The sequence below is a fragment of the Vulcanisaeta distributa JCM 11217 genome, assembly GCF_001316005.1.
Taxonomy (GTDB): Archaea; Thermoproteota; Thermoprotei; order Thermoproteales; family Thermocladiaceae; genus Vulcanisaeta; species Vulcanisaeta distributa_B.
The window spans coordinates 57,881-80,049 of sequence record NZ_BBBJ01000003.1 but is presented as its reverse complement, the minus strand read 5'-3'; the positions used below and the strand labels follow the sequence as shown (position 1 = coordinate 80,049).

Annotated in this window: 28 protein-coding genes and 8 pseudogenes; 10 read left to right on the top strand and 26 right to left on the bottom strand. The window is 44.5% G+C overall.

The window, feature by feature from the left end; genetic code table 11:
• Nucleotides 1-37 precede the first annotated feature (37 nt).
• Both JCM11217_RS13630 and JCM11217_RS04080 read left to right on the top strand, forming a co-directional pair.
• Nucleotides 38-196, top strand: a complete 159-nt coding sequence (locus JCM11217_RS13630) for a hypothetical protein (protein WP_243678295.1) — start codon at nucleotides 38-40, stop codon at nucleotides 194-196.
• Between the two features lie 31 nt (nucleotides 197-227).
• On the top strand, nucleotides 228-710 hold the full coding sequence (locus JCM11217_RS04080; RefSeq protein WP_054842152.1) for a hypothetical protein: 483 nt from the start codon (nucleotides 228-230) through the stop codon (nucleotides 708-710).
• Here JCM11217_RS04080 and JCM11217_RS04075 read toward each other — a convergent pair.
• From JCM11217_RS04075 to JCM11217_RS04055, 8 genes and pseudogenes are all read right to left on the bottom strand, one after another.
• Nucleotides 685-1,186: pseudogene (locus JCM11217_RS04075) on the bottom strand (adenosine-specific kinase). The gene JCM11217_RS04080 and the pseudogene JCM11217_RS04075 overlap by 26 nt on opposite strands.
• A gap of 24 nt (nucleotides 1,187-1,210) precedes the next feature.
• Entirely contained in the window at nucleotides 1,211-1,645 is a 435-nt protein-coding gene (locus JCM11217_RS04070; RefSeq protein ID WP_054842151.1) for a hypothetical protein, read from the bottom strand.
• A 22-nt stretch (nucleotides 1,646-1,667) separates the two neighbouring features.
• Complete coding sequence (locus JCM11217_RS13625) at nucleotides 1,668-1,841, bottom strand: hypothetical protein (RefSeq protein WP_243678294.1); 174 nt, start codon at nucleotides 1,839-1,841, stop codon at nucleotides 1,668-1,670.
• Nucleotides 1,842-1,873: 32 nt separating this feature from the next.
• A complete protein-coding gene (locus JCM11217_RS04065; protein ID WP_243678293.1) occupies nucleotides 1,874-3,421 on the bottom strand; it encodes a type II secretion system F family protein in 1,548 nt (515 codons plus the stop codon).
• Between the two features lie 32 nt (nucleotides 3,422-3,453).
• A complete protein-coding gene (locus JCM11217_RS13620; RefSeq protein ID WP_243678380.1) occupies nucleotides 3,454-3,642 on the bottom strand; it encodes a hypothetical protein in 189 nt (62 codons plus the stop codon).
• Between the two features lie 49 nt (nucleotides 3,643-3,691).
• A complete protein-coding gene (locus JCM11217_RS13615; protein ID WP_243678292.1) occupies nucleotides 3,692-4,018 on the bottom strand; it encodes a hypothetical protein in 327 nt (108 codons plus the stop codon).
• Nucleotides 4,015-4,359 (bottom strand): ribose-phosphate pyrophosphokinase-like domain-containing protein, encoded by a 345-nt coding sequence (locus JCM11217_RS13610; protein ID WP_243678291.1) that lies wholly within the window; start codon nucleotides 4,357-4,359, stop codon nucleotides 4,015-4,017. Before JCM11217_RS13610 ends, JCM11217_RS13615 begins: the two co-directional genes overlap by 4 nt.
• A gap of 16 nt (nucleotides 4,360-4,375) precedes the next feature.
• Nucleotides 4,376-4,813 (bottom strand): RNA-binding domain-containing protein, encoded by a 438-nt coding sequence (locus JCM11217_RS04055; RefSeq protein ID WP_054842150.1) that lies wholly within the window; start codon nucleotides 4,811-4,813, stop codon nucleotides 4,376-4,378.
• 86 nt (nucleotides 4,814-4,899) lie between these two features.
• On the opposite strand from JCM11217_RS04055, the gene JCM11217_RS04050 reads away from it, so the two are divergent.
• Nucleotides 4,900-5,595, top strand: a complete 696-nt coding sequence (locus tag JCM11217_RS04050) for an HAD-IA family hydrolase (protein WP_054842149.1) — start codon at nucleotides 4,900-4,902, stop codon at nucleotides 5,593-5,595.
• A 2-nt stretch (nucleotides 5,596-5,597) separates the two neighbouring features.
• Here the strand turns inward: JCM11217_RS04050 and JCM11217_RS04045 are convergent.
• Nucleotides 5,598-6,071, bottom strand: a pseudogene (locus JCM11217_RS04045) (ribosomal protein L13e).
• Between the two features lie 100 nt (nucleotides 6,072-6,171).
• Here JCM11217_RS04045 and JCM11217_RS04040 point away from each other — a divergent pair.
• Nucleotides 6,172-6,525 (top strand): hypothetical protein, encoded by a 354-nt coding sequence (locus JCM11217_RS04040; protein WP_054842148.1) that lies wholly within the window; start codon nucleotides 6,172-6,174, stop codon nucleotides 6,523-6,525.
• On the opposite strand, the gene JCM11217_RS04035 is transcribed toward JCM11217_RS04040, so the two are convergent.
• The 7 genes and pseudogenes from JCM11217_RS04035 to radA form a co-directional block, all read right to left on the bottom strand.
• Nucleotides 6,511-6,885 carry a hypothetical protein gene (locus JCM11217_RS04035; RefSeq protein WP_054842147.1) on the bottom strand — a complete coding sequence of 125 codons (375 nt, stop codon included), beginning with the start codon at nucleotides 6,883-6,885 and terminating at the stop codon, nucleotides 6,511-6,513. The genes JCM11217_RS04040 and JCM11217_RS04035 overlap by 15 nt on opposite strands.
• Nucleotides 6,875-7,270, bottom strand: a complete 396-nt coding sequence (locus JCM11217_RS04030; RefSeq protein ID WP_243678290.1) for an HIT family hydrolase — start codon at nucleotides 7,268-7,270, stop codon at nucleotides 6,875-6,877. The genes JCM11217_RS04035 and JCM11217_RS04030 overlap by 11 nt, the downstream gene beginning before the upstream one ends.
• A gap of 50 nt (nucleotides 7,271-7,320) precedes the next feature.
• Nucleotides 7,321-8,336: pseudogene (locus tag JCM11217_RS04025) on the bottom strand (transcription initiation factor IIB).
• A 69-nt stretch (nucleotides 8,337-8,405) separates the two neighbouring features.
• Nucleotides 8,406-9,396, bottom strand: a pseudogene (locus JCM11217_RS04020) (replication factor C small subunit).
• Nucleotides 9,397-9,419: 23 nt separating this feature from the next.
• Nucleotides 9,420-9,893, bottom strand: a complete 474-nt coding sequence (locus JCM11217_RS04015; RefSeq protein ID WP_054842146.1) for a hypothetical protein — start codon at nucleotides 9,891-9,893, stop codon at nucleotides 9,420-9,422.
• A gap of 41 nt (nucleotides 9,894-9,934) precedes the next feature.
• Nucleotides 9,935-11,114, bottom strand: a pseudogene (locus JCM11217_RS04010) (TGS domain-containing protein).
• 48 nt (nucleotides 11,115-11,162) lie between these two features.
• Nucleotides 11,163-12,105 (bottom strand): annotated as a pseudogene (gene radA / locus JCM11217_RS04005) (DNA repair and recombination protein RadA).
• Between the two features lie 100 nt (nucleotides 12,106-12,205).
• Here radA and JCM11217_RS04000 point away from each other — a divergent pair.
• Together JCM11217_RS04000 and JCM11217_RS13605 are read left to right on the top strand one after the other, a co-directional pair.
• On the top strand, nucleotides 12,206-12,922 hold the full coding sequence (locus JCM11217_RS04000) for a lysine exporter LysO family protein (protein ID WP_243678289.1): 717 nt from the start codon (nucleotides 12,206-12,208) through the stop codon (nucleotides 12,920-12,922).
• A gap of 22 nt (nucleotides 12,923-12,944) precedes the next feature.
• Nucleotides 12,945-13,142, top strand: a complete 198-nt coding sequence (locus tag JCM11217_RS13605) for a LysO family transporter (protein ID WP_243678379.1) — start codon at nucleotides 12,945-12,947, stop codon at nucleotides 13,140-13,142.
• Here JCM11217_RS13605 and JCM11217_RS03995 read toward each other — a convergent pair.
• The 4 genes from JCM11217_RS03995 to JCM11217_RS03990 are packed head-to-tail and all read right to left on the bottom strand — an operon-like array spanning nucleotide 13,116 to nucleotide 16,195.
• On the bottom strand, nucleotides 13,116-13,619 hold the full coding sequence (locus JCM11217_RS03995) for a CBS domain-containing protein (protein ID WP_054842145.1): 504 nt from the start codon (nucleotides 13,617-13,619) through the stop codon (nucleotides 13,116-13,118). The genes JCM11217_RS13605 and JCM11217_RS03995 overlap by 27 nt on opposite strands.
• 43 nt (nucleotides 13,620-13,662) lie before the next feature.
• Nucleotides 13,663-14,184 carry a hypothetical protein gene (locus JCM11217_RS13600; RefSeq protein WP_243678288.1) on the bottom strand — a complete coding sequence of 174 codons (522 nt, stop codon included), beginning with the start codon at nucleotides 14,182-14,184 and terminating at the stop codon, nucleotides 13,663-13,665.
• Nucleotides 14,172-14,381, bottom strand: coding sequence for a hypothetical protein (locus JCM11217_RS13595; protein ID WP_243678287.1), 210 nt, complete (start codon nucleotides 14,379-14,381; stop codon nucleotides 14,172-14,174). The genes JCM11217_RS13600 and JCM11217_RS13595 overlap by 13 nt, the downstream gene beginning before the upstream one ends.
• Nucleotides 14,339-16,195 carry a V-type ATPase 116kDa subunit family protein gene (locus JCM11217_RS03990; protein ID WP_243678286.1) on the bottom strand — a complete coding sequence of 619 codons (1,857 nt, stop codon included), beginning with the start codon at nucleotides 16,193-16,195 and terminating at the stop codon, nucleotides 14,339-14,341. The genes JCM11217_RS13595 and JCM11217_RS03990 overlap by 43 nt, the downstream gene beginning before the upstream one ends.
• A 113-nt stretch (nucleotides 16,196-16,308) precedes the next feature.
• Between JCM11217_RS03990 and JCM11217_RS03985 the strand changes: the two genes are divergently transcribed.
• Complete coding sequence (locus JCM11217_RS03985; protein WP_243678378.1) at nucleotides 16,309-16,584, top strand: 50S ribosomal protein L35ae; 276 nt, start codon at nucleotides 16,309-16,311, stop codon at nucleotides 16,582-16,584.
• 16 nt (nucleotides 16,585-16,600) lie between these two features.
• Here the strand turns inward: JCM11217_RS03985 and JCM11217_RS03980 are convergent, their stop codons facing one another.
• From JCM11217_RS03980 to JCM11217_RS03960, 6 genes and pseudogenes are all read right to left on the bottom strand, one after another.
• Nucleotides 16,601-17,305: a hypothetical protein gene (locus tag JCM11217_RS03980; RefSeq protein ID WP_054842143.1), complete on the bottom strand. Its 705-nt coding sequence runs from the start codon at nucleotides 17,303-17,305 to the stop codon at nucleotides 16,601-16,603.
• 65 nt (nucleotides 17,306-17,370) lie between these two features.
• A complete protein-coding gene (locus JCM11217_RS03975) occupies nucleotides 17,371-18,075 on the bottom strand; it encodes an AMMECR1 domain-containing protein (protein WP_054842231.1) in 705 nt (234 codons plus the stop codon).
• Between the two features lie 46 nt (nucleotides 18,076-18,121).
• Nucleotides 18,122-18,667, bottom strand: a complete 546-nt coding sequence (locus JCM11217_RS03970) for a Mut7-C RNAse domain-containing protein (protein ID WP_054842142.1) — start codon at nucleotides 18,665-18,667, stop codon at nucleotides 18,122-18,124.
• A gap of 6 nt (nucleotides 18,668-18,673) precedes the next feature.
• Nucleotides 18,674-19,411 carry an NFACT RNA binding domain-containing protein gene (locus JCM11217_RS13590; RefSeq protein WP_243678285.1) on the bottom strand — a complete coding sequence of 246 codons (738 nt, stop codon included), beginning with the start codon at nucleotides 19,409-19,411 and terminating at the stop codon, nucleotides 18,674-18,676.
• Nucleotides 19,378-20,696 (bottom strand): annotated as a pseudogene (locus JCM11217_RS03965) (NFACT family protein). Before JCM11217_RS03965 ends, JCM11217_RS13590 begins: the two are co-directional and overlap by 34 nt.
• 42 nt (nucleotides 20,697-20,738) lie before the next feature.
• On the bottom strand, nucleotides 20,739-20,996 hold the full coding sequence (locus JCM11217_RS03960) for a hypothetical protein (RefSeq protein WP_054842141.1): 258 nt from the start codon (nucleotides 20,994-20,996) through the stop codon (nucleotides 20,739-20,741).
• Nucleotides 20,997-21,052: 56 nt separating this feature from the next.
• Between JCM11217_RS03960 and JCM11217_RS13585 the strand changes: the two genes are divergently transcribed.
• From JCM11217_RS13585 to JCM11217_RS13575, 3 genes and pseudogenes are all read left to right on the top strand, one after another.
• Entirely contained in the window at nucleotides 21,053-21,349 is a 297-nt protein-coding gene (locus JCM11217_RS13585; protein WP_243678284.1) for a hypothetical protein, read from the top strand.
• 4 nt (nucleotides 21,350-21,353) lie between these two features.
• Nucleotides 21,354-21,921, top strand: a pseudogene (locus JCM11217_RS13580) (hypothetical protein).
• Complete coding sequence (locus tag JCM11217_RS13575; RefSeq protein WP_243678387.1) at nucleotides 21,887-22,105, top strand: hypothetical protein; 219 nt, start codon at nucleotides 21,887-21,889, stop codon at nucleotides 22,103-22,105. The pseudogene JCM11217_RS13580 and the gene JCM11217_RS13575 overlap by 35 nt, the downstream one beginning before the upstream one ends.
• The last annotated feature ends 64 nt before the right edge of the window (nucleotides 22,106-22,169 follow it).

Here is a 22,169-nt window from a genome sequence, read left to right as displayed (position 1 = left end):
TAAGAATAACATTGCCTTTGGAATTATTGGCAATGTAATGGCTGTCTTACTCACGACAATAATTATAATGCTAATTATTGGTATGTGCCAGGGTGTGAGGAGTGAGGGTTATCCTGACGGTATTAGGGATTTCCTTGACTACGCACTTACACAGAGTACTCATATGGCCCTCTCCGAGTTGCTTAGTCATGGATAAGAATTTAATTGGGCATTAACCAGGTTTTTACGTGGTTAATGAGGTTATTGAGGCTAGGGATTACGTAACCCAATTAATCAATAAGGGTTGGTTTAGGCACGCAGTTGGTGAACGCGGTATTAAGTACCTGGTCACTTTGTTGAGGTTCATAGACCTTAACTACAGGGAGTGCTCTGTGAATCTAGACTTGGACTTCCTCGTGAATCTATTAGATGATTATTATAATACGGAGAGCAGGATTAGGTACTTCGTTAGGGAGTTAATGAGGATTCAGGGATATGATAACATTGCCAGGCAATTAATAAATGCCTACCCAGCACTACCACCCGACATCAGGGAATTCCTAGACAACATTGCTAAATCCCTACCCTCAGACGCAGCCCCCCCAAGTGCCTTGGTTGAGCAGGCAATTAATGAATTAATGAAGGAGTTGGAGGGTTTTAGGGAGAAGTTGGTTTCAATAATTAATGCCGCTAAGTCTCAATGTCCTAAAGCTTATAACCAAACCTCCTAACCAACTCCCTACGTTCCTTAATGTCGGCATCACCCTCAACACCAAGTGGTGAATGACCATCAACAACACCAACAACACCCCCCCTCCTCTCAGGAGCTATCTCAGCAACAATAACGGAGAGGGGGGTTCGCGGTAGCCGCATATATATTCACCACCTCAACCACGTGCTTAATAGCATTAAGCACGTTTATCGGCCATGCATTCCTTAGGTAAATCACGAACGTATGGCCAGCCGCAATTTTTCTGCAAAGGTCTATGGCCAGTTTTCTCAACTCATCATCAGTTCCTTCATGCCTAATTAATCTCTTACCGGATGCCTCGCAGAAGGCTAGGCCGAACTTTATGTTTGGTACTGAGTTTACTAAGGCTTCGTAAATGTCCTCAAGAGTCTTTATGAAGTGGCTGTGGCCTATTATTACGTTTGTACCCTCTGGTATTGGTACGTCTATTACCTCGAACTTAATGCCCTGGGACATTACGATTAATCACTATGGAACGCTTTAAGCATTACTGCCATGTAACCTCCTCACTATGTAACCAAGTGTCTCAAGCATACTACCTGGTGTGTAGCCCTTCCTAGTCCTCTTTAAACGTACCTTATTCTCACCATACGCAATCCTCACGCTCTTCTTCGTAATACTTATCGTTACCGTCTTCATGAGGTCCACGTAGGGCTCATAGACAAACCTATCACCACTATATGTATATCTACCAAGGAATGTGTAGTAATTCGTACTTGTTAACTTAATTACCTTACTAATAATGGGTGAGAATGCGAATAATAATTTTTCAAATTGCTCGTCATCAAGCTTTACATAGCCACGTTCGCTAACTATGGCTGATAGTAATACTTTATCCACTGCCTGCGATATGAATAAGCCATTGGGCCCAGTAATGCTTAGTGCCCTAATACCGTGCCCCTTTGTAAAGGACATCAAGCCCGTTAAGACGGTCATGTCACCTAGCCTCTAGTGGTGTTCCATCTGCTGGGCATTTATAGAATGTTTTCTTTGCGCATGTTGGGCAGTAAAGGGCATGGCACTTGGGGCACACGTAGTAATCATCATACTTAAAAAGCTTCTTACCGCATCTCCAGCACCTACCAATAACTAAGGTCCTTGGTACGTACACAACTACGTTTGATCCTTAGTGCTTTTAAAGTCTTACGCTAACACGGGTATTTCCACGGCCATGAACATCAAGGCCAGTGTTAATGGTATTGGTAATGCATACCTAATTGTTGGGTTTATGGTTAAGTTGCTAAGTAGTGATGTTAGTAGTGATACGGATAGGCTTATTATGTATGCCGTGAGTAGTAAGGGCATTAGTACCGTGTTAATGCTGGGTATTGACAAACCAACCAACGCATAAGGTGCGTTCTTAAGAATGGAGCCTATTGCTGAGATCACGAACCTACCCATATACGTAACTCCGGCAAATATTATTGGTAATGCATAATTAAGTAATTGCAGTGACCTTGACCCATAACTAATGCTTGTTATTATTGACTTCAGCTCCAGGAGGACCTCAACAAGCCTGTCGAGAGCCTTTGATGGGGAGCCAAGGTTAGATAATTCCTTTAGAATACCTATTGTGAACTTTATTATCCATGGACCATCAACCTTAACGTTATCATTAAGCTGATTCATTCTCTGTAGGTATGTAATTAATGGGCGTGGGTATGGATTATCAAGGACCCTCTCAAACGCCGCGCCCATACTCACGCCTGCCTTTACTATCTCTGACACATCACGCGCCAGGTCTGGTAATGCCATTATTGAGTTTTTCATGTCATTAATCCTGCGGGTTACCAATATGGAGAAGATAAGGGGCGGTAGCATTAGTAACATCATTCCCTTTAACCCGAGATAAGCCATTGAAGTGACGGTGATGATAATCGAAGTACCCAACGCCATGTACGTGTTCCTATCATGGGTGAGGTCTATGCGTATTATGTACGGTATTGATTGATAAACCCTCATTATGATTGCCGGCAATAGCAATGCCACGGCGGGCATGATGTACAGTATTGCGTAGTTCATGCCGAGTATTGTCGTGATTATCACAAAGAGTATTAATACTATTAATGATGAAACTATAGCCACCACTATATCTATTATTTGCTTTGATAGCGAGGATAACTTATTACTCAATGTTGATAGGTATGTACCCTCAACACTCCTCACGTAATTACTCACATCACCACTATAACCCCACACGGATACGTAGCCATTTATGAACCTCTGAAACTCAATACTCGGGTGAAGCCTAGCCCTTAATTGCATGGCTCTGGTTATTGAGTTTGTGGTTAGTGCGTATCTCTTAATTAATGACCACTCCCTACCAATCCACTTAAGCCCAACCTTACCACTTAACTCAAATGCGTGAGTTATGTCACCGCCAACATCATGCACTATGTCTAGCAGTACTATGAAGAACGGCAACTCCCACTCAACATTCTCCCTAACTGCATCCACCGCGTACATTGCCCAGATTAACGTGAGCAATATGGGCAATGCTGGTATTAGCACCAGAATTAATGATAGAAATAATGACTTGGTAATTAAATACGTGATGAGTGGGGGGGCCGGCATTAATAGGTACGTTAAAGCTTCAATTAATAGTGATATTTTATTAATATTCCATGAATAACCACCGGCAAGTGCCTTCCTGCGTAAGTAATCCAACACTGCATGCCTTAATGTCTTCACATAATTTATTTCCCAATATGGTTAATAAGTCACTACGTGATTAACCTCCTAAGTACGTCAATTATTAATTGATCCACGTTAACCTCGGAGTACTTTGTTGGTATTGTGTTGGAACAGGTTATTGAGGAGATCCCTGTCTCGAACATCCTTGAATCGGCCATATTTAGTAATAGACAGTGTGTGGCGATTGCGTGAACCTTAGTCGCACCTAGGGACTTCAGTATCTTCGTGGCTTCTATTATTGTGCTCCAGTCGCTATTATGTCATCTATTATGAAAACCTCCTTACCAGCGACATCAAGCTCCTTAGCTTCATTGTGATCTCGCCTGTGACCCTATCACGGAACTTCTCAAGGTAACTAAAGGAAGCACCTAGGTAATCACTAACCCTCCTAACCCTCCATAGTGAGCCTATGTCCGGGCTTAGTAGTACTACGTCCTTAATTCCCTTAAGCCTATTTGCGTATAATTCGAAGGGCTCAATATTAATGCACTGCGTATTGGCAGTCTTGAAGGCCTCAGGCTTGTGGACATCCACGGTAATTATGGATGATGCGCCAAGTGATGATAGTAATGAAAGCATTGTTTGTAGGCTCACTGGCTCACCGTCCCTAAACCTCCTGTCCTGCCTTGAGTAGGTAGGTAAGGAAGAATAACATGGACGTGCTTAACGCCTAAATCGCGTGCAGCATGTATCGCAAGCATAGCCTGAATAAGCCTGGTGTTCTGCTCGGGATAAGCCCTCTGAATGAGTATTAAGCCGTCATACGTCGACACGTCTACGGGATACCTAACGTATGATTCACCATCAGGAAACTGCTTCGTCTCAAGTACTACATGTGTTAATCCCAATGCATTTGCCACGTCAATACCCACGTCTGAAGACCAGGGAAATGATGCGACCAGGTACTTCGCCACGATTAATGAACTACCTACCACTTTTTAGAATTTATCTTCACGGATCATCAGGAGGCTGAACCTCATAGAGCCTCCTACCCCCCCTTGATGTCTTTGGCGCTAACCAGTCAATGAGCCTCTTGGGATCGTTGGTCTCGACTATGAATGTTATGGGACCTAATGGGCTTTCACCCTCCTCGGTCACAAACGTGAGGACACCGGCATACGCAGCCTGCTTATGCAGGTGAAATACGACCCTATTACCATCAATGCCCCTCATTAAGACTGAGCGTGCACTATCCTCAATACCCTGCTCCTTAATTAGGTTATGTACCTTAACCAATGATTTAAAGCCATTTCCCAGGGCAACGATGTATTTCTTACCCTCACTCTCCTCGATCCTAATCTCATCGTAAATAAACACATTACTTAACGCCCTCTTAACCTTCTCCTCATCCTCCGTGGGCCTAACCTCAACCCAAACCTCGGCCTTCACGTTGGTTAATCTAACGCTGTGTATTTTAAGGGTTTGGCATCGTGCACATTAATCTTTAAATATTCAACTAGAGTTTGGGTCTTCGTATGAAGACGCTGTTTTTTGAGGTACTCAACACATTAGTTAGGCTAACGCATTTTGAGGTTGAGAGCGCCAGGTTAATTAAGGATGAGTTGAATATAAAGGCGTCGCTGGATGAATTAACGAACCAATTCAAGAAGGAGTGGGAGGATAAGTATAACATGTTGATTAGTAAGGGTGTTTATAGATCATTAAGGCAGTTGGCCAGGGAGACCATGATATCGCTATTAAAGAAGTATTCACTGAGCTTAAGTCCGGCGGAACTTGATTACTTCGGTAATGCAATATCATCGCTTGTGGTTGAGACGTCGGAGTTATACCCCGACGTCGTCAGTGCTATAAATGCATTGTCGCAAATGAACGTACCCATGTACATACTCACGAACCTTGACAACGACGTTGCAAAAAAGATACTACTGAAGAATAACCTGCTTAGGTACTTCAAGGGTGTTGTAAGCTCGGACCTAACGAAGGTTGGTAAACCAGCTGTTAAGATCTTCCAGGCAGCCCTAAATAGGGCTGGTGTATCACCGGGTGATGCCTTAATCGTTAGTGGCTTGATTGAGGATGTCATTGGCGCCAAGTTCCTCGACCTCAGGGTGGTGTTTGTGAGGAGGACAAACGTGCAGTTGCCGGTTAAGCCATTCTATGAGATAGACTCACTAACGCAACTACCTGAAATAATAAGTAAGCTCGCTTAAATTTAATGACCGCCCTTCGCCCTAACAGCCTCATGCCTCCTCTTCTCAGCCCTCTCCCTAGCCTTCTTCCTCCACTTATGAACATGGGTCTCCCTTAATCCAACACTCATTAAGCCCCTCATCCTACGGCCAGCGGGTGTCAAGGCCCTGAACACCCTACCCTCTTACGCTTAATCTTAATTGCCTTGGGCAATGCTGGTTCAGGTGGTAATGCCTCACCCCTAATGATCTTATTCAACCAATCCCTGAGTCTCTGAACATTAACATCCCAAACACTATCCCTGTTTGTATCAACTAATGCCCAATAACCTAGCCTCATCAATGGTCAAACCAACAGCCTTAACCTCACCAATTGAGTAACCCCCCCTGCCAACCCTCCACTCATTACCTAAAACACCACCACTACTAATTAACCTAGGCCGCTTAACAAGCGGATCCGGTGGTGGTAAAACTGGTGGTTGCGTTGCCTGTGACATCCGCGTACGTAACCAACACCCCCTTTATAAGCATTAATACCACCCATGGCATTACCTGAGAGAATGCTTAATTAATGCTAAGGTCTCTAGGTCTAAGCCAATGTATAGGTTATTCACGTACATGGCGTTGATACGGTACGTGGAGTTCATACTCATAGTACTTGACTTTGCCTACTTAGGAATGCTTAACCCATTGAATAAGTTCTTAATAGCCATATTAATGACAGCCATTGTCTACTCACTACTGGCTGTGGCGAGTTACTCCTTTATCATGAGTATGTGGATAACATTAATACTCGTACTTGCGGTGACGAGCGCGGACGCGGCATTGCTTGTTCTAGCAGTAATAACCCCCCCATCAGCATCCACCATTGGGTTATACACGGCTTGCTTCATAAACATCATCCTCGACGTGCTCGTGACAGTCACGGTAATAGAATTAGTAAGGAGATAATGTAATGGTGCCCCCCCTGACCGGGTAGTCACCGAGACGGCCAATAATCACCGCCTCAATTAATATCTTTATCTCAGAATTACTAATGACATTGCCCTTATTAATAACCTTAATCATATTATCATGAACCTCAACATCAATGCCTTCGGTCAATGGCTTAACATTAACAATCCTAATATGAATTAATGAGGGATATATAGGCAGCATTAATTCGCGAAAGACTGAAACCTTAATATTCTTCCTAAGTATTCTTGATGCAGTTACCACAATCCTATAATCATTAACTAATGCCGTGAATACGGAAAATCCAATAATCAATATTATTATTGATATCACTAGATCAATGATTTCAAAGGCCATACTCCCTCACCGCGCTCCTTATCTTACTCACGGAATCCCTAACCGTTTCAGGAACAACCTTAACATTGTAGAAGAGAGTCATGAAACTAACATCGCCATTCCATCTAGGAACCACTTGAATATTAACGTGAGGCGTTAATGCTATGCCTACGTTAAAGCCATGTGGATTATAAACCCTCCCTAGAATGTTAATGAATTTTTTAGTCATGTCCATGAGCTCAATGAGCAATGATGCGCTTATCTCATTAATTGATTGATGCTTAATTGGCGCTATTATTAGGTGCCCATTATTGAATGGGTGTGGGTTGTGGAGGACTATTATCCTTTCGTTTTTCATTATTATCAATTCCTCATTACTCATCAACTCACAAATTTCGCAACCCACCTAGATCCCAGGAGGATTAAGGAAATTATTGATTTTTAAAGGCTTTTAACTTACTTTATCGGTATTTTAATGTTCAACTCCCTAGCCAACTCCTTATACCTATTCCTAACGGTGACCTCAGTAACCTGGGCAGCCATGGCAACCTCCTTCTGAGTCCTTACCTCACCCTTAAGTAGGGATGCTATGTATACGGCGGCTGCAGCGAGACCGGCTGGATCCTTACCAGCCGTTAAACCCTTCCTCTTTGCCTGCTCGAGTATGTTCAACGCCTCCTTAAGTATTTCACCACTTAGCTTCAATTGCTCAACAATCCTGGGAACATAGAGTTTAGGATCACTAAGTGGTAATTTAACGCCTAACTCCCTCGCAATGAGTCTGAAGCACCTAGCGACCTCCTTCCTACTCGCCCTAGTGTATTGGCTAATCTCATCAAGGCTCCTAGGCATACCGATCTTCCTGCAGGCCATGTGTAGGCAGGCAGCCACAATAGCCTCAACACTCCTACCCCCCCTAACCAAGCCCTTGGTTAATACCTGCTCGTAAATGCCCATAGCCTCATCAACGCACGCCTTAGGAATGCCTAGCTGAGATGATATCCTGCTCAACTCATTCATTGCCTGTATGATGTTACGCTCATAACTCGTCTGAACTCTAACCCTCTGCTGCCACTTCCTATACTTCAGAATCTCAAGCTTCCTCTTAATATCAAGCTCCTTACCACTCGCATCCTTAGTCGCCCAATCAATCGTTGTGGTCAAGGCCTCACTGGTTAACCTATTAAGTGGACCACCAGCCCTCGCCCTAGTCTCCTTCTCCTCAGCCGTGAAAGCCCTCCACTCAGGCTTAAGTCAATAACATGCTCAAGAACAACCGAACCACACTTGGCACAGATTACTTGACCATTCTCATAATCAAATATGAACGTGGTTGAACCACAGTATGGGCATACGAGTTTCTCCTCACCTTCAGATTTGAATTCTATAATCTTACCTGATACCTTCAACTTACTTAATAAATTAGAACCACCTTGCTGATCCTTCCTTTCCTGTTCGGGGGGGTTAGACATAAATATCCCCCCTATTAAAGCTTTTCGCGTATTGTTTAATTATTTATAAACCTTTCTCCCCGTAAAAAGTTATTTATAACCCTCACGAAGCAACCTCCTAATTCTGGCTAGCAAGCCATAGACCTGTAACTCACCACTCGACCCCCCCCTGAGTAACCTATAATGATGCTCACTAACAATATAAACAGCCTTAGGCTTAAGCTCCTCGGGAACCTTTAACTGCGATGTCGTTGAAACAACCTCCCTATGAATTATCTTAATAATGTCAAGCGGATCGGCACCCTCATCCCTTATTAACGACATAACCTCCCTAACGGCTTTACCAAAATCGCCAATCACAGCCTCAGTAATTATCGCCCTAACCCTGGTTGGGCTAACCTTGCCCAACGCCCTGTAAACTGCCTCCTCATCAACTAAACCACCTAATGATGCCGCTGCCTGTAGTGTGTTTATTGCTTTTCTCATGTCTCCCTGGCTTATGTCCCATATGGCCTCGAGGGCCTCATCAGTAACCTTAACACCCTCCCTCGAAGCAATCTCCCTAAGCCTACCAAGAACAGCATCCCTAGGTAAGGGAGAAAACCTGAATAGGGAGCACCTTGATTGTATTGGCTCGATAATGCCGGAGGGGGGGTAATTTGCAAGAAGGATAAATCTGACGGAGGTCGTGTACATCTCCATTATCCTCCTAAGGGCCTGCTGGGCATCAGGTGTCATGTTATCGGCCTCATCAAGAATTATTAATCTAAAGGGCGCTTTCACAGTAGGCATGGTCTTCGCGAACTCCTTGACCTTCTCCCTAATCATCGCAATGCCCCCTCTCGTCACTAGCATTGAGTTCTAGTGTGTTTTCACGCCAGGCATCACCATAAAGCTCATGGGCAATGGCAAGAGCCATCGTAGTCTTACCAGTACCAGGAGGGCCGAAGAATAGTAGGTGTGGGATATTGCCGTTTGCCAGCATCTCCTTTACCCTCGCCTTAACGTGATCCTGGTCAATAATGTCATCAATCCTCGTGGGGCGGTACTTCTCAACCCACAGTACTTCCTCAGATGACATGCGCTACCTCTTTTCTCCATTTCTTAAATAAATTCTTTTGCAGTCTCTGAAATTACGTACTTATTATCCCTCAGTAATACATACCCCCCCAACCTATTCAGTATTGTTAATAATTCATACTCCCTATCACTAAGCTTGTCAATGTCATTAATCGATATTGGTAATTTACTAAGCAACTTTCTAATAATCTCCTTAGTTGTGACCACCTCCCTATTTGCTGCCTCATCCCTTAGCACCACCACCTTCCCCCCCTCATCTATCAATCTCTTAAGGAGTCTCTTGGCCATCACATCCCTCGTATCAAGAAACAAATTATTACTTATCGCCTTAAGTAAGCCACCACCCAATTGCTGAGACCTTGCCTGTACCTGGGCGGTATCCCGACCATGTAACTCCCTCAATTCCTCCTTAATTAGGTCAAGCTCTCCCTCAATTGCCTCTAGGCGTTCGAGAACCTCCCTAATCAACCTAATGCACTCGCTATATTGTGAACTCATTACTTAATACATACGGGAACCAGTTAATAAGGGATTCATCACTACAATGATGAGTGTATTTCAACGATATCACCATCATTAAGGACATAGTTAATACCAACCCTCTTAACGCCAGATGGGAATCTATCAATTCTCCAAACCCTGGCGTATCTAAATCCCTCATAAAACCTACTATGGATTCTCTTCGCTAAGTCACCCACCGTTGAGCCTCTCTTAAGTACGAAGGGCTTTGGTGAGTACGTACTGGCATCCGGCTCCTTAGTGTAGACCCTTATCAAGTCCATAACCCTTAACAATGACTCACTAAGCACCTTAGAATCAATGATGCAGTTCCTGAGCGATGCAGTTAGCACTAACGTCTCATTACTCAGTTTAGTGGCGATGTTCCTTACATAGTCATTATCTGCTAGGTCAACCTTATTTATTAAAACGAGGGATGGTTTGTACACGATGTCCTTAAATATCGACTCCTCAACATCGTCCAGGGTGGCCTCGCCATTAATCACAACCAGGGCATTATTTATGCCATAACTAACCAATAGCTTCTTAACATCCTCAGCAGTTCCATTAACCAGCCTGCCAATAACCTGAATGCCACCAGTTGGTCTTCTTTCTATGGTTACGAAACCCCCTAGGCCTCACTATGTATATTCCATTCTCCCTCAAAATACTCTTCAGGGTGTTATACTGAACCTCAACGTCACCGCTAGCGTCAAGAACTACTATTGCACTATCTGCATTCCTAATCATTGATAACGCCATGGAGTTCACGTCTGAGTCTGCATCGTAAATATTTATTGAAGGCAATTTCACGAGTTGGAAATAGACGTTATCATAAATGAACATGCCAGGTATAGGTTCAATGGATGAGAATGGTACATCATCTGGTTCAACCTTAACATTTGTTAGGCACCTTAGTAGGCTTGACTTGCCTGATGATGGTGGCCCAATAACAACGACTTGGGCATCACCCTCCTTCTCAACGTAGATATTGACACCGCCGCCGGACCTCAACGATCTCTCCTTAATCCTCCTCTCCTCGATCTCCCTCCGGAGCTGAGCCATTCTCCTCCTAGCCCAGTGAACAAGGTTCTCCGTACCCTTATGCTTAGGTACTGCACTTAGAAACTCCTCAAGCGCCTTTAACTTCTCCTCTGGTGTCTTAGCCTCCATTACCTTCAACCACTTAGCCTTAGCCTCAGGCGGCAGGTTCGCAGGCATTACTAGGAATTAATAATACTCTATGAATTAAATAATTTACGAACCGAACTATACATCCTCAACTCCCTTATCCGTGATCCTAAACATGGCACTAGCCTTAAACGGTAATCTAGGTGAGTCGAGAACCTCCATGACCTTAATATCCTCCTTAGACTTCCTAAGGAATAGCCTGTGCGTAACCGCGTGGGCCAGCACATTACCACCAGCAGGTCTCTTAACTTCAATGTAGCCCATTGGCACGTCAAGAACTTGGTTTGTGAGTACCACATACACATTGTAGACTTTGGCGATCCTCATCAACCAATCAAGTATGTAATTAAGCCTCTGCTGCCTCTCAGCAAGTCTCTCCCTACCCTTAAACTCAGCCCTGTAAAGGGCTATTATTGAGTCAACCACGATAAGCTTAACGTTAGCCTGCTCAACAAGCTTGACAACATCAAACTTAATCCTATCCTCGAGGTCCGCGGCATTGACCACCTTAATGACGTATATATTATCCAGGGCCTCATTAGGATCCAGGTCAAACCTCTGGGCGATATTAACAATCCTATTTGGCGAGAACGCTCCTCAGTATCCAGGTAAACAGCTGAACCACCAACACCACCCCCCTATCCTGGCCCAACTGAACCGTCACTGAAAGTTGATGGCAAAGCTGGGTCTTGCCCGTACCAAACTCACCGGCGAATTCATAAATGGCCTTGGGCTCTAAGCCGCCCTGTAGTAATTCATCAATAGCCCTAACATTTGTCTTTAACCTAACAATGCCCTCGAAATTCTTGGCTAAGTCCGTTGCCCTTGAGACCCTATTGCTGCCAAACACGATGTCCCTTGCGGACCTCAGTATCTTCTCAACCCTATCAGGTGTCATGTCTGTTAACTCGATGAGCTCCTCAGGATTGAAAAGCGCCAAGTGCCTAATGCTGAGTATTCCCTTGGACTTAAGTAATTGCGCAGTCTTTGGACCAATACCCTCCAAATCCTCTAAATCCATGCTTTCCTGGGGGGGCATTACTCCTCAATTCATTAATTCGCAACCCAACAATAAATAGGTATTTGTTAAGAATTAAAAGTAGAGCCTTTTAGAGAGCCATGTGCTAAACATTGCCGACATTATTGGTGACCTATTCCTGGTGGTGTTTCCAATAACCATGGCCATTGGATACGCATTTAAAGGCAGAGTTAAGAAGCTTGGTATTGGTAATTACCTGCAATACGTGGTTATGGCGTTAATATTCACGATGGCCCTTTGGGCAGGCAATATCGTGGCTAGTAACTACGTTTTACGCATAATTCTTTACTCAGTAATCTATGCCATACTCTCTATAATAATGAGCCTAGTCTTTACAATGCCCATAGGCATCATAATCAATACCAAGCGTATGATGGAGATTAACGTGAATGGAGATTTCAATATTAACACTAGGTTGCCATTGACATTATTAATTATTTTAGTAATTGGTTGGTTGCTCGGTTATTACATTAGGTTCAGGTTAATAATGAATATAATTAGTTACTTAATAGCGTCTGAGCTATTCGTATTAATACTGGTGATTGGTCTTGATATCGGTTCATCAATAAGCATGTCATTGCTCACTCAGGGATACCTTGGTATAGTGATCGCAGTAACATCATTACTGGGTAGTTCCGTTAGTGGCTTAATACTGCACTACCTAGTTGGAATACCATTAGCGGCGTCTCTTGGAGTGTCAATGGGGGGGATGGGGGGGTGGTACTCATTGGCTGGACCCTGCTTAGCGTTAGGTTTGGGCCTGCCGTGGGCACCTGGCCTTTTTAGCCAATTTCCTTAGGGAGCAATTAACGTACTTATTAATTCCCCCCCTAATCGTGATTGCGGGTTTTAGGGATGTATCCCTGGTATCGATTGGTGGTGCAACATCTATGGATGATACATTACCGATCTATAGACTTTACATGGGTGAGACCGGTGGCTTCATAGCGTTTATTAATGGTTTCGTAATAACGATGGTACTTCCTGAGTTATTACCCTACGTAATAACGATTAAATAGCCTAAACCCCCCCTCATCAATATTTACGAGATCCCTAATCATGCTCACCTCCTCCTCTGTGGCGCCAAGCTCCTTCACGTTCATATCGACGAGAAGCCTCGCCAATGCTATTGCGGCATCCCTAATCGATATTATACCCACGACCTTGCCATCCTCATCAACAATTGGTAGGTGCCTAATACCGTGCTTAGCCATTATATGGACCGCCTTTATTAGGCTGGCATCCTCCTCGATGACTATGACGTTCCTCGTCATTACATCACCGACCGTTAATGCGTCAAGGCCTACGTTACTCGCAACCAATCTCAATAAATCTCGCTCAGTAAACACACCAACGGCTCTACCCTCCTCATTAGTCACTATTATTGATCCGATGTTCCTCTCATTCATTATCCTGATGACCTCAGTTAATGGTTCATCATCCCTCACGGTTATGAGAACCTCCTTCATCACATCCCTAACGCGGGGTATTGCCATGCAATTAATAAGTACCTTAAGGCCCTATATATACTTTTTATACCTAGACTATGAGAAGCCTAACCCACCTTAAGCCCAGTGTGAATGGTATAAATAATACACCGGCACCGCTGAAGAACTTCGTGTACATCTCATAGAAGTGAAGCCTAAGACTTTGCACAAAGGCTACAAAGCCCTCACCAAGTATTATTAATAGGTTGAAGACTATCAATACGGCTAAACCGGCTGGGGGGGTCAGTAACCCAAGGGATGTTGCCCATGCGTAAGTCATTGCCGTGAATACGGCGTGCATTATAGCCACAATACTCAGCCTCATGAAGGATATAGTATTCGTGAGACTTGGTATTGCAGCCTCAGCACCAACCTCAACGGCTAATTGCGCAACACTAAATCCAGGAACACCCCCCCTATACTTAGCCCTGAAGTAAAACAGTGAATACACTAGTATTACTAACGTAGCAAACACGGCGTATACCCAATACCACATTAAGCTCTTTATTACGTTGAATAGGGGGTATAACGGCTGTAATAGTGGGGTCTTTTCACCAATTCTTATGACTGGCACGAACCCCCCCGGCCCATTAGGGCAAGTACAAGGAATAAGAAGAAGAAGAACAGTGGTACATAGAATCCAATGGCCAAGTCCCTCTCACCACCCCCCCTGTAGGCATTAATTGCCTTAAATGCGAATGCCAACAATAATGATACTATACCAACAATTATTGACACCGTGAGCATTGCGTAAATCGAGTCGGAGAGCACCTCCAATGCCGTACCACTAACATGAACAAGCCTGAAGGCGCCGGTAATACCTCTATTCCAAATACCGTACCACTTTCAATGAAGGTGAATGCTATGGACCAAATACCCGCCATCAAGAATATCAACCCCCACGTTGAGTACTTACCACCGAATATAGAGCGTAGAAAGGCATTAGGTCCCTTGTAACGGGACTTGTACAGGGCATAGCCGAATAAGGATAGTACTACGCCGTGGCCCAGGTCTGGGTACATCCAGCCGTAGAAGGCTGGGAATAATATGAAGGTTAGTATTATTGGGCTTATCTCCGTGTACTTCGGTACTCCATACATGTATGTTATCTTCTTAAACGCATCAATGGGCTTCGGATACTCCTCAAGCGTTGGCGCCTTCTCCGGCTCTATTTCCCTGACATAAACGACCTTACTCTCCTTCCTAACCCTGGCATCAATGGCTAATTTACTGAGTAATGACGCTAATAAGTCATCGAATTTACTTGATAGGCTCTCCTTAACGTAACCCGCGATCGTCACTACATCACCACTGACCTTACTAATGCCATCAACGCCGTAAGTAGAGACCTCGTTAAACTCCTTCACAAACTCCTCATACTCCCTCTCCAGGTCCTTAAGCCTAGACCTTAGGTCCGTTAACTCCCTACCTGTTAATTCAAATGCCGACTTAATATCGACTAGGTAGTCCCTACCTATTTCATAAACCTCCTTACCCAGTGACTTCACGTCCAGGTCCTCTGGAGGCTCTATGAGCGTGAGTATTGATAGGTCCGTACCCTCAATATCACGTTTAATGTACATAAGTCCCTTAATGAAGTCCTCGTTCACGCCACCCTTAATCGCGAATACCCTGATCCTAAGCCTACTAAGGCCCTCGAAGGAGATACCGGCCTTCTTCATGTACCCTAGAACCTCATGCACTATCTCCAGCTCCCTAATTCTATTCCTAGCATCATTTACCGAATTAATTAACTGCGTTAACCTATCACCTACGTCCTTACCCTCAGGAATAGCCGAATCCATGTACTGCCTAACTATATTAGTTATTGTATCTGAAAGGTCAATAATCGCGTAAGCCCTATCGCTAACCTTGGTCAGGAAATCTCGAAATTCCTGCTCAAGCCTTCCCAACCTACTCTCCAACTCCGCCAACTTACTCTTCATGGAGCCCAGGTCAGCGTTGGTAGGTACTTCAAGAGGATTCGTGTTAAATAACTTATATGCATTTAATAGTCCCTGCTTAGCCCATTCAGGGTATACCACCAGTACATAAAACCTATCCTGAACCTTCACAGGCAGTGCCTCAGCACCGTAATTAGCAACCGCATTCCTAAACTCGCTAAAGTCCTCCTCACTTAATGGAACGATATCAACTAAGAAATGCCTCAGCCTTTCCATAATGACCTCACCAACGGATGACATAACATCGACGACACCTCTCAACCTCATGTATTCATTCCTAACACCCTCAATAGAGTCCAGGTATTGCCTAATCCTCGTAAGCAGGTCCTCGCCATCCTCAATTATGTACTCAAGGAGTTCATTGAATAGGCTAATCTTAACCTCATGCGGAGTTGATGGTGGTGGTATTGAGTATTGATTTAGTACTCTACCTAACTCCCTGGATATGTCCTCAACCCTCCTAATCTTCTCAGAATACTCACCTGGTACCCTAGGCGCCGGTATTACTCCTGGCCTATTTATTGGCATGAAGTAACCGGCGCTACCGATATTCATCAATAGGTCAAAGGCATGCTCTGACGGTAGTGCGATCTTATACTCAATAAGCCTCGCTATTGGCATTCGATAGGCAAAGGCTAATTGTAGAATTTAAGCATTATTCCTCCGGGGACTTAGCCACGATTACTCACGAAAGTAGCGCTTAAAAATTCTGGGCTGTGGTTTGTAACGTGTCGATGCAGGCAAGGACAGTTAAGGCTAGGATATACTCAATAAGGAGAGGCACTATTGGTTACTCAAGGGATGCTATAATCATAGTGCCGGGCGTTGAAACCGCGATAGACGCCGCTAAGTTCATTAATGCCAAGGTCGTGTGGAGATCAAAAACAGGGACTGAGATAATAGGGAGTGTACTTAGGGTATGGGGGGGTAAGCACGGTCAGTTACTTGTTAGGTTTAGGCGAGGATTGCCTGGGCAGGCCCTTGGCGATACCGTGGATTTAATACTATAAGTAGCTTAAAAGGATATTATGAGGACTTGCATGGAGGCCTTGTTGGGTCGACTATTTTATACCCAAATAATAGGCATGTACCTGTATTCGCGCCGTAGTAAATGCATTCTCTGCAATCGCTTGGTCTACCCACCACTATCTTTACGCCACTCGGTAATGGCGCTTGCGCCGTAGGTATTGGTGGTAATTGCGGTTTCTCGATAGCCACGGCCTCGGTCTTTGCGGTCTCGACCGGCTGCTTAGTCTCTATAGGCGGTGGTGGAGGTGGTGGGGGGGGTTGTACTGGCGGAGGAGTGCTTGGTGGTGGGGGGGGAGTTGGCTGTTGAATAGGCGCCACGGGCTGCGCTGGCTGTGGTGCTTGTGGCGGTGATAATGCGGTAACTACCTCATCCATTACCGTCTGCTTAACCACATCCGGCGGCGGTAATTGACCCTCGTATATCTTCCTACCGTTGATTATTAATGCCGGTAACGATGTCACGCCATCCTGCTTCATAGACTTGACCAGGTATATGAGGTTCTGCGGTACTTGGTTTTCAGGCATGTTTAATGCATTGAGAGCTGCATCAACAGCCTCAGGCTTTATCCTAATGAATGTGGCATTAACATTCCTCTCGCTGCCCTTAAATTTCTCCCTAACTTCCGTGACAACGCTTCTAATGGCGTTTTCATAAGCCTCATCCCTACCCACAACCATGTAAAACTTAATCATGACCGGCATATACCTCAATTCTTAATATAGGCCGATTTAATAAATCTTTAGTGTTTAAAATGTCGTTAATAATCCTACTGTCCATTAGCCACGGCCTGTTGCTTTAGATTATTGCTTAGTAACCTATTAAGGTAAAGTTTGCGTTCAATGACATTACCATCAGGGCGTAGTTCATATATTATTTGAGTCTTAAAGGCCTTAATGCTCGTGGGATTACACATCTTTAGTGAATCACATAGCTCCTTCATGAAATCACTAATGCCGAGTTGCTTATTCGTCCGTTGATAGTAATTCTCCGCAATCTCAATCACCTTTTGTGGAAGTAGGATTGTCGCCTTACCTGAATCAACGATGTACAGCCCGTGATATCCAAGCACCATGTTATTCCTAACCCATTCCATATCAACATCCATTAATGGGGGGGATATCACTGTAACCTCTAGGACGCAGTTCTTAAACTCGGCAATGGATATCGGCGAGAACCTTGGATCGTAAAAGGCCGCGTGTATTGCAGCGGTTACTGAATCCTCAAGTAAGTTCTTTATTGGCCTTATGGTACCCATACTACCCCCCCTAAGGACCCTCTTGATCATGCCGTCTGAGTACATGAGCTTCTCTATCGATACGAAAACGCCAAACTTAAGTTCAGCAATCCTAACTAGGTGTGTTGGGTCAATCTCATAATCAGCCTTAATGCCGAGTCTCTCGAGGATCTTAGCCCTCAGGTACTTAATGAGACTTGCGTATTCCTGCTCATTAAGTGGCCTGAATAAGTCCATGTAATATAGCGTTATAATTAGTAATTTATATGCAGTGCCCTCCTTATTACTCACGAATTATTAGTAAATTATTATCGACACACTGAGTACTCAACGCGCCCTGTATATCCCTCGCAATCTCCAACTCCCTAGCTATACGTATGTGGTGACTACCAACCCAATAAACCTTACCACAACCAGTACATAGCCAAAACTCACTATGCCTAAGCAATACACTCCTTGGCACCATATTAGCTACTGCATCCCTACTAACCCTAACCAGTCTTGAACCACAGACAGGACATAAACTCCTCTCCATATTAAGTGCCAGTGGGAAACCGAGGATTAATGAGAGGACTGCCAACCACTCAACGTGCATTGACGTAGTCAATAATAAACTCAACCTAGCCCTCCTCCTAAATAATTCCCTATCCCTGGTCACCAATAGGTGGTTAATACTTAGTAAGTCAGCATCGTGAAAGCTGGGATTATACGTAGCCTTAACGCCAAGCATCCTTAACCACCTAACTAACCAACCAAGCATGGAATCAACCACAACCTCATCATCACTTATGGGTAAGTCAATACAGGCATTAAGTCTAGCGATCTCCAAGGCCGGTCACTTCACAATATCCCTCAGCCTATCCCATGGGATTGGACTACCCTCATAAAGACCATCAATCACCGACGGACCAGGCACTACATCAACTACGTGGCTTAAGTCAATCACCTTGGTGATCCCTGGTACCCTACCTTTAAATAAGTCATAAATCTCCCTACTCACGGTAGTCCTATCCTTAGCTCCCGGCCTCGCTATAACGTAGTAATTAACCAACGAGCTTATAACGCTTGGTGGCGCAGTGATGAGACGGATAATTGACGCTTCACCAAAGTTATCAATTCTCACCCCCCCTATACCGAGACTAAGCTCTACGTTCCTAATCCAACCTCGAGTTCCATAAATCATGAAACTACCCTTACCTAAGTACTCACCCGACGGCGCCTTCTTAGTCACCTGCTCACCCCCCCTTACGTAGAAGGCATCAAGTACTGAAAGACCCATGACCCAGGCCCTTGAGTATGAAACAGCGTACTGGGCGGCCTCCTGAATGTCTCTGTCATTCACGTTATCACTAGGGTTAGCGAGCCGAATAACCACCGCGGCGCCTCCTGGTATGTCCGCATGCACGAATATGTCCCAGGGCCTCAGGTAATGCCTAACAATAACCTCATTCTGAGTGGCATCCCTACCAGCTATGACTAACCTGCCATTACTCGTTATAAACCACCTAAACCTCTCAAACCATTCCCTGGCGCCATAAATCACGCGGACCGAGCTCCCTCTAACGCTCTCCACGATCTTATCACCCTCAGCCTTAAGCTCCTCAATGCGCGCCCTAAGTTGATTAAGGCTCTCCTCGCAGTCCTCGCCTTCCGCTCAAGTTCCTTAGCCCTGTTAAAAAGGTCATTAATTACATCGCCCACGTCCGCATTCAAGGGTATGGATACAGTAACGCCACCAATTTCGAGAATCACAGCCTTACTCCTCGGATCAAAGCCCTTGACCCTAATTCCCTGGTACTCCATGCCCTTGACCAAATCCTGAAACTCATCCTTATATGAGGACCAATAACTCCTAAGCACATCGAGTAACTCCTCAATTACGTACTTCCAATTGAGCACGGTCTCCGCCTTAACTCTCAACTCCTCAGAACCCTTCTTAAAACCCTCGATACTCATAATCAACTCGTCAATACTCTTCTCAAGTCTCGCAATCTCCCCCCCAGATATGCTGGCTAATCTCTTCTCGGATTCCTCCTTAACCTCGATTTCGTGGAAATACTCATCAACTGCCTCGTTAAACTTCTTAAATTGCTTAATATCATCGTACTTAATTGATTGATACTTAATCGGTGTTACGGTTATCGGCACACCATTACTGTAATAAATTGTTGGTTCTAAATTGCCACTGCTAATCTTATTAATCATTGATTTTATCACAGATAATACACCATCAACATTAACTGAAGAAACAGGGGAATCACAGTTAATTAATGCCTCAGCACACACTTCATTGGCCACCTCACCACCTAGACCTAGCCCCCCCTGGCAATTGCCCTACCTATAGTATCGTAACTCCACAAAGCCTTAATCACACTTTCACGATCATCAATGGGCTTAACGAAATTTTGAGGCGGTGGCTTATACTCAAGACCAACATTCACAACCCGGTCCTTACCCCCCCTATACGCCCTTAAAACCCACTTGACCTTACCGTCATTACCCACGTAGACCACGTTCCAAGGCTCAAGAAGTTCAATCACTAAGTAGCCATCATCAAATGATAACTTAACGATCCTGTCAAAGTTCAACAACTCGAGACTTCTCAACCTTGACCCTTCAATCAACTTCCTAAGTGAAGTAACCCCCTCAGCCCCCCCATGTTCAAGGACGTAACTTGTCAATCCAAATCTATGTGAGTTAGCTATTACGAAGTACTTCTCAGAACCCTTCCTAAACCTAAGAAGTAATGAGCCGCCCATTGTGTATACCTTATCAATGATTGAATCCCTTAAGTCGCCAAGCTCTGTTAGGATTGCCAATAGGTCCAGGACATTCAACGACCTCTTTTGACTCGGCATTGAGCCTTAATTTTAAGTGGCGATAAGGCCTTTAAAAACGGTTCACTTCTTCGTAATCGTTGACTCCTGCTCCTTCAATAAACCAATCAACTCATTAATTGACTCCCTTAAGGACCTCAACTCCTTTATTAACTCATCAACGCCCTCAAACTCAACCTTAAACTTAACGCTGGTTTGTTGCTCGTAATCCTCATCCTCATCAACACGTCTCCTAACCTTACTCCTCACGTTACCATCATCATTACTCGTCAACTCCTGAAGAAGTTCCTCAAGGTCAACCTTCTTTTTCCTGCCGAACATATCAATTATGAAATCTCAAGTAAGTTAATAAGGCACTATGGTTGGATTTAATTATCATGATCGGCGTAATATACGATGACGCATACCTAGAACATAAACCGCCGAGAACTCACATTGAGAATCCAGGTAGGGTCTTATCGATTATTAAATCAATAAGTGATTACGCCATAGTCGAAAAACCCATCAGCAATGTTGATAAGTGGTTGCTTAGGGTTCATGATCCTAATTACGTGAGGCAGATCGATGAGACTTGCAATATGGGCTATGTATTTATAGATGCTGATACGTACGTAAGCCCAGGCACTTGCAGGGCGGCGAGGCTAGCCGTTGGCGCTGTTTTGAGGGGGTGTTGATAAGGTGTTAAGTGGTGAGTGGAGTGCCGCCTATGCTGTTGTTAGGCCGCCTGGCCATCACGTTGGCCGTAATGGTAGGGCATTAATGGCGCCCACGCAGGGCTTCTGCATATTTAATAATGTGGCTGTTGGTGCCGTGTACGCTATTGAGCAGGGCATTAATAGGGTTGCCATACTCGATATTGATGTTCACCATGGTAATGGGACCCAGGAGATCTTCTATGAAGACCCGAGGTCCTATACTTAAGTCTTCACCAAGATCCATTAACCATTTACCCGGGCACGGGATTCATAGATGATGTCGGTGAGGGGGGGGAGGGTGAGGGATTCAATGTTAATGTTCCGTTGCCGCCATTCACGGCTGATGATGCTACATGAAGGCCCTGGATAAAGTTGTTTGGCCAATAATTGAGGAGTTTAGGCCGCAGATTATCCTTGTCTCCCTGGGATTCGACGCGCACATGCTTGATAATATAGCTAACCTAAGGCTATCCCTAAATACGTACGCCCACGTGTTTAGGAGGCTGAGGGATATGATTGGTAGAATTAGGGGGCGTCGTCTTCGTGCTTGAGGGTGGTTATAACAGCGACGTACTGAGTAGGGGGGGTTCAAGGCTTTTGATTGACATCATGAGTAATAAGGATGTGGAGATTAATGAGGAGGTAGCACAGACAGACCCGAGGATTATGGCTCGCGTAAACTCGGTTATTAGGGATGTGATAAACATCCAGAGGAATTATTGGCGACTTGCTTAACGGCCTAAACATTTATAATTAATGGGTTAATGCATGGTTGTGTGATGATGCTGGGCTTGATGAG